12 protein-coding genes and 1 pseudogene are annotated in these 10,626 nt (G+C 32.3%); all 13 read left to right on the top strand.

Annotated elements, in window-relative coordinates; all coding sequences use genetic code 11:
• Positions 1 to 785, top strand: a pseudogene (locus M4I21_RS17100) (hypothetical protein); the annotation flags it as partial.
• Positions 745 to 1,167: a hypothetical protein gene (locus M4I21_RS17095; protein ID WP_249560446.1), complete on the top strand. Its 423-nt coding sequence runs from the start codon at positions 745 to 747 to the stop codon at positions 1,165 to 1,167. The pseudogene M4I21_RS17100 and the gene M4I21_RS17095, both read left to right, overlap by 41 nt.
• Before the next feature lie 113 nt (positions 1,168 to 1,280).
• Positions 1,281 to 1,445 carry a hypothetical protein gene (locus tag M4I21_RS17090; RefSeq protein ID WP_249560445.1) on the top strand — a complete coding sequence of 55 codons (165 nt, stop codon included), beginning with the start codon at positions 1,281 to 1,283 and terminating at the stop codon, positions 1,443 to 1,445.
• A gap of 202 nt (positions 1,446 to 1,647) precedes the next feature.
• Positions 1,648 to 4,197, top strand: a complete 2,550-nt coding sequence (gene porW, locus M4I21_RS17085) for a type IX secretion system periplasmic lipoprotein PorW/SprE (protein WP_249560443.1) — start codon at positions 1,648 to 1,650, stop codon at positions 4,195 to 4,197.
• A 7-nt stretch (positions 4,198 to 4,204) separates the two neighbouring features.
• Complete coding sequence (locus tag M4I21_RS17080; protein WP_249560442.1) at positions 4,205 to 4,612, top strand: bactofilin family protein; 408 nt, start codon at positions 4,205 to 4,207, stop codon at positions 4,610 to 4,612.
• A gap of 175 nt (positions 4,613 to 4,787) precedes the next feature.
• On the top strand, positions 4,788 to 5,021 hold the full coding sequence (locus tag M4I21_RS17075) for an AtpZ/AtpI family protein (RefSeq protein WP_283771803.1): 234 nt from the start codon (positions 4,788 to 4,790) through the stop codon (positions 5,019 to 5,021).
• Positions 5,018 to 5,407 (top strand): DUF6168 family protein, encoded by a 390-nt coding sequence (locus M4I21_RS17070; protein WP_249560441.1) that lies wholly within the window; start codon positions 5,018 to 5,020, stop codon positions 5,405 to 5,407. Before M4I21_RS17075 ends, M4I21_RS17070 begins: the two co-directional genes overlap by 4 nt.
• Positions 5,408 to 5,537: 130 nt before the next feature.
• Positions 5,538 to 6,632, top strand: coding sequence for a F0F1 ATP synthase subunit A (atpB, locus tag M4I21_RS17065; protein WP_249560447.1), 1,095 nt, complete (start codon positions 5,538 to 5,540; stop codon positions 6,630 to 6,632).
• 40 nt (positions 6,633 to 6,672) lie between these two features.
• A complete protein-coding gene (gene atpE / locus M4I21_RS17060; protein ID WP_072304158.1) occupies positions 6,673 to 6,873 on the top strand; it encodes an ATP synthase F0 subunit C in 201 nt (66 codons plus the stop codon).
• An 84-nt stretch (positions 6,874 to 6,957) separates the two neighbouring features.
• A complete protein-coding gene (locus tag M4I21_RS17055) occupies positions 6,958 to 7,449 on the top strand; it encodes a F0F1 ATP synthase subunit B (RefSeq protein ID WP_249560440.1) in 492 nt (163 codons plus the stop codon).
• Positions 7,450 to 7,458: 9 nt separating this feature from the next.
• Positions 7,459 to 7,998, top strand: coding sequence for an ATP synthase F1 subunit delta (gene atpH / locus M4I21_RS17050; RefSeq protein ID WP_249560438.1), 540 nt, complete (start codon positions 7,459 to 7,461; stop codon positions 7,996 to 7,998).
• 45 nt (positions 7,999 to 8,043) lie between these two features.
• Positions 8,044 to 9,624 carry a F0F1 ATP synthase subunit alpha gene (atpA, locus tag M4I21_RS17045; RefSeq protein ID WP_249560437.1) on the top strand — a complete coding sequence of 527 codons (1,581 nt, stop codon included), beginning with the start codon at positions 8,044 to 8,046 and terminating at the stop codon, positions 9,622 to 9,624.
• 72 nt (positions 9,625 to 9,696) lie between these two features.
• Entirely contained in the window at positions 9,697 to 10,566 is an 870-nt protein-coding gene (gene atpG, locus M4I21_RS17040) for an ATP synthase F1 subunit gamma (protein ID WP_249560436.1), read from the top strand.
• The last annotated feature ends 60 nt before the right edge of the window (positions 10,567 to 10,626 follow it).

Below are 10,626 nucleotides of genomic sequence, written 5' to 3'. Positions count from 1 at the left end.
ATGGCCAACAAGAAACTATAGATTGGCTTCCTGCAGGAGAAGGAGGTGCAGGAGCATCTGAAATGGTAGTTTCAGAAACAATTACTTGCTCAGAAGGTTATACCTTAGACGAAGAAACGTTGACCTGTGTGAGGGACGACCAAATAATAAATAACCTTACTGGTAAAGCAGAATGTCTTAATGATGGTTTAGTAAAAAAAGGTAATGATTTTATTGAAAATATTTTAAATAAATTTGAAGGAGAGAGATCCGAATTTAATATAGAAATACAATCAAAAAATAACGTATATTATAAAGGTAACGAAGTAAATGGATTAACTAGGTTTACTCCAGGAAGTAAAACAATAAATATAGATATTAGTACAAATAAATTATCTAATGCTCCTGCATTGAGTGCAGTAAGAACATTAATACATGAATACATTCATGCGGATATGTTTAGAAAATTAAATACACAAAATCAACAGAATGATTTAGACTTTAAAGCTACATATGAGAAGTATGAGACCGAAAATCAACATAATACAATGGCAGAATTGTATGTCAACTCCATTCGAGATGCTTTAAAAGGTTTTCATGAAAATGTTTTAGTAGGTGATTATAATTATCTAACAAATAATGGAGCAAACCCTTTACCTGATAATTTTTATGAGGCTTTGGCTTGGCAAGGATTAAAAGAACATAATGTAAAAGCATATACAGATCTATCTAACTCAAAGAAAACGGAATTAACTAATAGCCTAAATGAATACTATCATAGCACAACAAAAAACTGTCCCCAATAATATGAAAAACTGTATTTTAATTTTAATAGTATTATTAAGCTTTAATTCTTTCTCTCAAAAAAAAGAGAAAGATACAATGTATATTAAGTATGATAAATCTCTTTTGATTAGAGAACGAAAACTGGGAGATGTAGATTTCGTCTATAGGATAAAGGGAACTGAAAATAATGGATTTGTTTACTTTTTAGAGAAAGAAAAATTCACAAATTTAAAAGTTAAAGAAGTAAAATGCTTGAAGAAAATATTGCAAGAATCCGAAGTGCATTATAAAAATGATAAACTAGATGATTGGAAAGTGGCAGAATACTTTGGGCAATTTATAATATTTATTGTAGATGAAAATGAATTTATAAAAGTCCAAACATGGTATGAAATAGAATAACTACAATACTCTATATAAAAACAGCAGTTAAGAGCAACCTAAAATAGTTGTTATTAACTGCCCCGCTAGTGCGAGCGTCACGCTCGTACCGTTTTGAGTAAAACAATACTAAAATGAGCAGAAAACACAAATTCCAAAATCCTATCTCAGCTTATTTTAATGTTCTAGAAGGTAGTATAAGCCCTATAATGATAGTGCGTAAAACTTATAGTTTGTTTAACGACACAAGCAAGATGCTTGACGCCAGTGGAGCAGACGCAGCAGTGGCTGTTTTTTAAGACGAAGAATAAGCATTTATTGCAGGGTAAAAACTGCTAATCGTAAAATAAAGACCCATCAATTTATATAAAAATTGATGGGTCTTTTTGTTTAAGTTGCTCATCAAACCAAACAAATAAAAATAAATAGTAAATTTATCGAGCCTTAAACATAATAATACTGTGGATTTTCTGTTTTGTTTAAGTAAGAATAGATACAATTTTGAAGCTTCAAACTAAAATTATAGGAACAGTAGCACTAGCAGCATTACTTTTTAATGCTTGTTCTACCAAAAAAAACGCCCTTGTAAATAGGGAGTGGCACGCGCTAAACACAAAGTTTAATGTGCTGTACAACGGTAATATTGCTTTTGAAAAAGGCAGAGAAGAATTAAATGCCAACTACAAGGATAATTACTGGGATGTATTGCCAATAGAGCGTTTGGAAGTTACAGAAGATGTTAAGCTAGATTCTGAAAACAACAATCCTAATTTTATTATTGCTGAGGAAAAAGCAACTAAGGCCATACAAAAACACAGTATGGTTATAAAAGATAAGGAGCGCAACCCGCAAACAGACGAGGCTTTTTTGCTTTTGGGAAAAGCGCGTTATTTTGATCAGCGTTTTATTCCTGCACAAGAAGCGTTTAACTACGTTTTAAAAAATTACTTACAAAGCGATAGATTTAACGAGGCCCGTATTTGGAGAGAAAAAACCAATGTTAGGTTAGAGAATGATGAACTTGCTATAAAAAACCTAAAGAAGCTTTTTAAATATGATCAATTGTCTGATCAAGAATATGCAGATGCAAGAGCTGTTATGGCACAAGCTTATATAAATTTAAATGCGCCAGACACTGCAATTCAGCAACTAAAAAGAGCATCTGTTTACACAAAAAAGCAAGAAGAAAAAGGACGATATTTTTTTATAATTGGGCAGTTGTATAATAAGCTTAATAAAAAAGATAGCGCCAATTATGCTTTTGATAAAATTATAGATTTAAACAGAAAATCTCCTCGTGTGTACTTTATTAATGCGCATTTGCAGAAAATAATGAACACTGCAGTTACTGCATCTAACAAAGAAGAAATGTTAGAGTATTTAACAGAGTTAGAAGAAAATAGAGAAAACAGACCTTTTTTAGATAAAATTTATAGGCAAGTAGCACAATATCATTTAGATCAAGAACAAGATAGTTTGGCTTTGGTTTATTTTGATAAATCTTTGCGCGCTACCACAAACGACAATAGATTAAATGCACTTAACTACGAGAATTTAGGAGAATACTATTTTGATGAGCATAACTATAAAGATGCTGGAGCTTATTTTGATAGTACACTTACTAATTTGGTGGAGACCAGTAAAAAACACCGTTTCATTAAAAAGAAACTAGACAACTTAGAAGATGTTATTAAGTACGAGGATATTGTACAATATACAGATAGTATAATAACGTTGTATAAATTACCTAAAGATAAGCAACTTGCTTATTTTGAAAAATACATAGAAGAGAAAAAAGCAAAAGAAGAAGCTGCTGCTAAAAAAGAAAAAGAACGCCAAAATGCTGGTGTTGCAGCTTTTGCAAACACAAAAGCAGGTAAGCAAAATAAAGGGAAATTTTACTTTTATAATGTAACTAGTCTAGGGTATGGTAAAACCGATTTTAAAACTGCTTGGGGTTCTCGTAAATTAGAAGACGATTGGAGATGGTCTAATAAGAACATTATAATGCTAACAGAAGAGGATAATTCTGATGCGGATGCAGTTCTTGCTAATCCAGAAGAGGCAGAGGGTCAAGAATACTCTGTTGCTTTTTATATGGATAAAATACCAACAGATGTTGCTGTTATAGATAGTTTAAAAACGGAACAGACTTTTGCAAATTACCAATTAGGTATTATTTATAAGGAGAAGTTTAAGGAGAATTTTTTAGCTGCTGCTAAGTTAGAAGCGGTGTTAAAATCTAATCCAGAAGAGCGTTTAATATTACCATCTAAATACAATTTGTATAAAATATACGAAGAATCTGGGAGTAATTTGGCGGAAGCAATGAAGCAAGATATTATTACAAATTACCAAGGTTCTAGATATGCGGAGGTGTTGTTAAATCCGCAAGCAATATTAGAAGGTGGCTCAGATACGCCACAAGCTAGGTATACTGCATTGTATAAAATGTATCAGAACCAAGAGTATTTAAAAGCAATTACCGGTTCAGAAGAAAATATAAATAGATATACTGGCGATGAAATTGCTCCAAAGTTTGAGATGCTTAAAGCAATGGCAATTGGTAGAATACAAGGTTTTGACGCTTTTAAAGAAGCATTAAGCTATGTAGCTTTAAATTACCCAAACAATCCAGAGGGCAAAAGAGCTCAGGATATGATTAAAAATCAATTGACACAATTAGAAAAATCTGATTTTGTGAATCAAGAAGGAAATGTAAAAGGCAGTTGGAAAGTTGTTTTTACATTTAAAAGAAACGATGATATTGCTGCCAACGATCTGTTTGAGTTGTTAAATAAGTCTGTTGTAGATTTAAAATATAAAAATAAAGTATCTAAAGATATTTATAATTTAGAGCAGCAGTTTGTTATAGTGCATGGGTTTGCTTCGGAAGAGTTTGCATTAGGATATGCCGAATTATTAAAAAACAACAAAGATTATAAGGTTGGTCGAGAGAATTTTGTAATTTTATCGGACAACTATAAAGTTGTACAAGTGCACAAGAAATTAAATGAATACAAAAAGACACTATTAACTCCAAAACCGTAATAAAAATATGTTTTCAGACAAGAGTAAACCTAGAGATGTTGTAGATATGGGCGGCCAGCCTAACAGAATCGGAAAAAATACCCAAATAAAAGGGGATATTATTTCTGAAGCCGATTTTAGAATAGACGGTAAGTTAGATGGTAACGTAAAAACATCTGGTAAGGTAGTTATTGGCAAAGATGGCTACATACACGGTAAAGTAGAATGTGTTAATGCAGATATAGAAGGCGGTTTTAATGGTGAGTTGTTAGTTACGGACTTATTGTCTTTAAAATCATCTGCAGTTATAGAAGGTACAGTTTCTGTTTCTAAGCTTGCTGTAGAGCCTGGGGCAACTTTTAATGCATCTTGTATTATGAAAGGTAAAAATGGAGCTTCAAATTTTAAAAAAGCAAATGAACCAGCTAAAAGCTAGTTAAAGATTTGTAATAGTAAAAACATTTAGCATCCCTTTTCTTATTATATAGAAAGGGGATGCTATTTATTTTATAGAGTTTAGTTTTTAAAGTAGATACATTATTGTATCCTTGCTCTTAATTGCAAAATAACAATAGGTTTAGAGTTGTAATAGTTATTATAGAAGTTGTATAATGTCAGAAAAAAATCAAAAGAGAAAGCAGATCAATACTTATATTCGGTTTTCTGGAATAGCATTTCAGATGATAGCTGTAATTGGTATCTTTTCATATTTTGGTGTTTGGCTAGATAAAAAATTTCCAAACAGTTATAGTCTTAACACTGTAATTTTTTCATTAGTAGGAGTTATTCTTGCAATGTATTTAGTGATAAAAAAAGTTATTAGTTTAAATAAAGATAAAAAATGAGTACCAAATTAAAATCTTTTCTACTTGTCTTAATTCCGTTTACATTGCTCTTTTTTGGAATTCAATTTTATATTATTAACCTTGTAAAAGAACAAGAAGGAACTTTTTTTTATAATACGTGGAGTATATATGTGTTTCACTTTTTTGTGACACTAATTATTTATTCGCTTGTCCTTTTTGTAAATAAAATACTTCCAGATAAAACCGGTTTTGTTTTTATGGGCTGTAGTTTATTAAAAATGATGGCTGCGTTTGTGTTTTTATTACCGCTTATTCAGGTTAAAGAGCAATATGGTATCAATGATGTTTTGGCATTTTTTATTCCATATTTTTTATTCTTGTTTTTAGAAACGTTTTATGTGCTTAAAATTCTAAATCAAAAGTAAGTTTTAAAGTGTCTAATAATGAGGTGGTTAAATCAAAAACTTTTTTTTGTCTTGTGGCTTTGTAATTATAATTAATGCCGTACATTTGCACCGAAATTTTGGAACGATAATTTTTATTAAAAAAGGTATGATGATAGCACAAAAATCTATCAAATTAATTGCAATATTAGTTTTTTCTTTACTTCCCCTATTTGCAGTTGCAGGAGAAGAAGTTGGAGATCACGGTGATGGTAAGGAATTTGATGCAAGTGAGTTGATCAATGGACATATTGGGGATTCTCATGAGTTTCATATTGCAGATTGGGACGGACACCCAATTACATTCTACCTTCCAGTTATTTTATGGTCAGATAATGGTTTAACTGTTTTTTCATCTGAAAAATTTCACCACGATAATACAGGTCACCACGTTGTAGAAGCAAATGGTCAAGAGTTTGTTCGTCATAATGATAAAGTTTATTACAAGAATAAATTTGAAGAAATGAGCGACGAGCAGAAATCAGCAATGATTCCTGTAGATTACTCTGTAAGACCTTTAGATTTTTCTATTACAAAGTTGGTTTTTTCCATGTTAATGGCTTCTATAATCTTGTTTTTCTTGTTTTTTACTGTTGCAAGATCATATAAGAAAAATGATAAGGCACCTAAGGGTATTGCTGGTTTTCTAGAGCCGTTAGTTCTTTTTGTAAGAGACGATATAGCTATTCCTAACATTGGAGAGAAAAAATACGCTAAGTATATGCCATACTTGCTAACAATATTTTTCTTTATCTGGATAAATAATGTAATAGGTTTAATTCCATTCTTCCCATTTAGTTCTAACTTAACAGGGAATATATTCTTTACTTTTGTTTTATCTGTAATTACATTTTTAATTACTTCTTTTAGTGGGAATAAAGATTACTGGAGACACGTTTTTGCACCGCCAGTGCCAAAAGCATTATATCCTATTATGATTCCAATTGAAATTATAGGGCTTATTACTAAGCCATTTGCATTAATGATTCGTTTGTTCGCTAACATAACAGCGGGTCACATAATTATATTAAGTTTAGTATCTCTAATATTTATATTCAAGAGTATTTTTATAGCGCCAATTTCTGGTGTATTTGTATTGTTCATGAGTGTTTTAGAGATGTTAGTAGCTGTTTTACAAGCGTATGTATTTACATTGTTATCGGCATTATATATCGGTCAGGCTGTAGCGGAGCACGACCAACATTAAATATGAGTTTTTTAATTATTAACTAAATAAATTTACTATTATGGTATTAGCTGGAATTGGTGCTGGACTTGCTGTTATTGGAGCAGGACTAGGTATCGGAAAAATTGGTGGATCTGCGATGGAAGCAATTGCTCGTCAGCCAGAAGCTGCTTCAAAAATTCAAACTGCAATGATTATTGCTGCTGCACTTATTGAAGGTGCTGCTCTTTTTGCTATTGTTGTTGCATTAATTGCAAAATAATTTTTGAAAAAGACTAAGTCTTCCCTTGACGGTTGGTTTTGGGAAGACTTTAAATTAAAAAATAATTAAATAAATATTATAGTTATGAACTTTACTGCACCAGAAAGTTTAATTTTTTGGACTACTTTAATTTTTATCGTATTCTTTATATTGCTAAAAAAGTTTGCCTGGAAGCCTATTTTAGGAGCTGTAAAAGGTAGAGAAGAAGCAATAAACGATGCGTTGGAGTCTGCTGAAAATGCTAAAAAAGAAATGCAGAACTTGCATGCTGATAACGAAAGGTTATTACATGAGGCACGTTCAGAGCGCGATGCTATGTTAAAAGAAGCACGTGAGATCAAAGATAAAATTGTTGCAGATGCAAAAGAATTATCTATGGTAGAGGGTGATAAAATGATTGCGCAAGCAAAAGCTACTATAGAAAGTGAAAAGAAAGCAGCAGTAGCGGATATTAAAAGCCAAGTTGCTAACTTGTCTGTAGAAATTGCAGAGAAAGTTATTAAAGAACAATTGTCTAATAAAGACAAACAGTTAAAGTTGGTTGAAGATATGTTAGCCGATATTAAGCTTAACTAATAAAAGAACATGAACGAGTCTAGAGCAGCTATTAGATACGCAAAAGCCATTTTAAGTCAATCGGTTGAAGCTAAGGTTACAGAAGCAGTTGAAAAGGACATGCATTCTGTTGTAGAAACGATTTCAGACAGCAAGGAACTTCAAGGTCTATTGGGTAGTCCAATAGTAAAAGGAGAGTTAAAAAAGAAAGCTTTATTAGCTGTTTTTGCAGAAACTAATGCCGTTTCTCAGGGACTTATTTCTTTGCTTGTAGATAATAAAAGAGTAGCGCTTTTAAAAGAAGTTGCTCAGCACTATATTGTTTTAAATAAGGAAATAAAAGGAGAAGAATCTGCGGTTGTAACTACAGCGGTGCCTTTGACTGCAGAATTAGAAGCAAGAGTTTTAGAACAATTAATAAAATTAACGGGTAAAAAAGTAGCTATAACTAATGTTGTAGACGAAAGTATTATCGGTGGTTTTGTATTAAGAATTGGCGATTTGCAATATAATGCAAGTGTAGCTAATAAATTAAGTAGTTTAAAAAGAGAATTTTCAAACAGTCTATAGTCTTTGGTTTACACTACGGACTTTGTAAATATTAATTAAAACAACATGGCAGGAGTAAAAGCCGCTGAAGTATCAGCAATTTTAAAGCAACAATTATCAGGATTTGACGCTAGCGCATCTTTAGATGAAGTAGGGTCAGTATTACAAGTAGGTGATGGTATTGTACGCGCTTACGGATTAGCTAACGCTCAATACGGGGAGTTAGTAGAATTTGAAGGTGGTTTAGAAGGTATAGTACTTAACTTAGAAGAAGATAACGTTGGTATTGTATTATTAGGTGGTTCTAAAGGAGTTAAAGAAGGCTCTACTGTAAAACGTACAAACCGTATAGCATCTGTAAAAGTAGGTGAAGGTATTGTTGGTCGTGTTGTAGATACTTTAGGTAACCCAATAGATGGTAAAGGTCCTATCGCAGGAACAACTTACGAAATGCCTTTAGAGCGTAAAGCTCCAGGTGTTATTTATCGTGAGCCGGTTACAGAACCATTACAAACAGGTATTAAAGCAATTGATGCTATGATTCCAGTTGGTAGAGGACAACGTGAGTTGGTAATTGGAGATAGACAAACTGGTAAAACTACAGTTTGTATTGATGCCATCTTAAATCAAAAAGAATTTTACGATGCAGGTAATCCTGTATATTGTATATATGTTGCTGTAGGTCAAAAGGCTTCTACAGTAGCTTTAATTGCTAAAACTCTTGAAGAAAAAGGAGCTTTAGCTTACACAACAATAGTAGCTGCAAATGCATCAGATCCTGCAGCAATGCAAGTTTATGCTCCTTTTACAGGTGCTTCTATTGGTGAGTACTTTAGAGATACTGGTAGACCAGCTTTAATTGTTTTTGATGATTTATCTAAACAAGCAGTTGCCTACCGTGAGGTTTCTTTGTTATTACGTCGTCCTCCAGGACGTGAGGCGTACCCAGGTGATGTATTTTACCTTCACTCTAGATTATTAGAGCGTTCTGCAAAAGTTATTAATGATGATGCTATTGCAAAAGATATGAACGATTTGCCTGAGTCTTTAAAACCAATAGTAAAAGGTGGTGGTTCTTTAACTGCTTTACCAATTATTGAAACTCAAGCTGGTGATGTTTCTGCATATATCCCAACAAACGTAATTTCTATTACAGATGGGCAAATCTTCTTAGATGGAGATTTATTTAACTCTGGTGTTCGTCCAGCAATTAACGTAGGTATTTCAGTATCTCGTGTTGGTGGTAACGCACAGATTAAGTCTATGAAAAAAGTATCTGGTACTTTAAAATTAGATCAAGCTCAGTACCGTGAATTAGAAGCATTTGCTAAGTTTGGATCAGATTTAGATGCAACTACTTTAAATGTAATTAATAAAGGTAAGCGTAATGTAGAGATCTTAAAGCAAGGTCAAAACGATCCTTACACAGTAGAAGATCAAGTAGCAGTTATTTATGCAGGTTCTAAGAACTTGTTAAGAGATGTTCCTGTAGAAAAAGTTAAAGAATTTGAAGCAGAATATATTCAGTTCTTAAATGCTAAACATAGAGATGTTTTAGATACCTTAAAAGCAGGTAAATTAACTGACGAGGTAACAGATACTTTGGTAGCTGTATGTAAAGACCTTTCTGCAAAATACAAAGCATAAAACAGATTTTTTAGTTTGGACAGTAAGGTGTAATAGCCTTACTGTTCAATTCTCAATACTACTGACTAAAATATGGCAAACTTAAAAGAAATACGTAACAGAATAGCATCAGTTTCTTCAACGATGCAGATTACCAGCGCAATGAAAATGGTATCTGCAGCTAAGTTAAAGAAGGCACAAGATGCAATTACTGCAATGAGGCCTTATTCTGATAAATTAACTGAGCTTTTACAGAGCTTAAGTGCTAATTTAGATGCGGATTCTGGTAGTAAGTTTTCTGAAGAGAGAGAAGTTAAGAAAGTATTAATAGTATCTATAACTTCTAACCGTGGTTTGTGTGGTGCTTTTAATTCTAACATTCTTAAAAAAAGCGTTTCTTTAGCAGAAAATATACACGCTGGTAAAGAAGTAGAGTTTCTTGCAATAGGAAAAAAATCGAATGATTTTCTTTCTAAAAACTATAAGGTAATTGCAAATCATAGTTCTGTTTTTGATGATTTAACTTTTGATAATGTTTCTGCAATTGCAGAAGAATTAATGAAGTTATTTATTAATGGTACTTATGATAAAATAGAAATTGTCTACAATAAGTTTAAAAATGCAGCAACGCAAATAGTAATGACTGAACAGTTTTTGCCAATTGTAGCTGTTGCAACAGAAAATGAAGCACCAAGTAATGGTACAGATTACATCTACGAACCTTCTGAAAAAGAAATTGTAGAGCAATTAATACCGAAGTCTTTAAAAACACAATTATACAAAGGTATTAGAGATTCATTCGCAAGTGAGCATGGAGCGCGTATGACAGCTATGCACAAAGCAACAGATAATGCAACTGAATTAAGAGATCAGTTAAAATTAACATATAACAAAGCAAGACAGGCTGCTATTACTAACGAGATTTTAGAGATCGTTGGTGGTGCAGAAGCATTGAATAGCTAGTAGCGCTTATCTATAAATTAACTGGGTAATTACACAGTTAGACGAATAATAAAATTAAAA

Source organism: Cellulophaga sp. 20_2_10 (genome assembly GCF_023476645.1).
Classification (GTDB): Bacteria; Bacteroidota; Bacteroidia; order Flavobacteriales; family Flavobacteriaceae; genus Cellulophaga.
Note: the sequence above shows the minus strand (reverse complement) of the source record. Positions and strands in the feature narration are given on the sequence as shown.

What these genes read in the sequence shown, in the direction of transcription:
- M4I21_RS17070 (WP_249560441.1), top strand. Translation starts at nt 5,018, where the DNA reads ATGAGTACCAAATTAAAATCTTTTCTACTTGTCTTAATTCCGTTTACA.
- M4I21_RS17080 (WP_249560442.1), top strand. Translation starts at nt 4,205, where the DNA reads ATGTTTTCAGACAAGAGTAAACCTAGAGATGTTGTAGATATGGGCGGC.
- atpB (WP_249560447.1), top strand. Translation starts at nt 5,538, where the DNA reads ATGATAGCACAAAAATCTATCAAATTAATTGCAATATTAGTTTTTTCT.
- atpG (WP_249560436.1), top strand. Translation starts at nt 9,697, where the DNA reads ATGGCAAACTTAAAAGAAATACGTAACAGAATAGCATCAGTTTCTTCA.
- M4I21_RS17075 (WP_283771803.1), top strand. Translation starts at nt 4,788, where the DNA reads ATGTCAGAAAAAAATCAAAAGAGAAAGCAGATCAATACTTATATTCGG.
- M4I21_RS17090 (WP_249560445.1), top strand. Translation starts at nt 1,281, where the DNA reads ATGAGCAGAAAACACAAATTCCAAAATCCTATCTCAGCTTATTTTAAT.
- atpH (WP_249560438.1), top strand. Translation starts at nt 7,459, where the DNA reads ATGAACGAGTCTAGAGCAGCTATTAGATACGCAAAAGCCATTTTAAGT.
- atpA (WP_249560437.1), top strand. Translation starts at nt 8,044, where the DNA reads ATGGCAGGAGTAAAAGCCGCTGAAGTATCAGCAATTTTAAAGCAACAA.
- M4I21_RS17095 (WP_249560446.1), top strand. Translation starts at nt 745, where the DNA reads ATGAATACTATCATAGCACAACAAAAAACTGTCCCCAATAATATGAAA.
- M4I21_RS17055 (WP_249560440.1), top strand. Translation starts at nt 6,958, where the DNA reads ATGAACTTTACTGCACCAGAAAGTTTAATTTTTTGGACTACTTTAATT.
- atpE (WP_072304158.1), top strand. Translation starts at nt 6,673, where the DNA reads ATGGTATTAGCTGGAATTGGTGCTGGACTTGCTGTTATTGGAGCAGGA.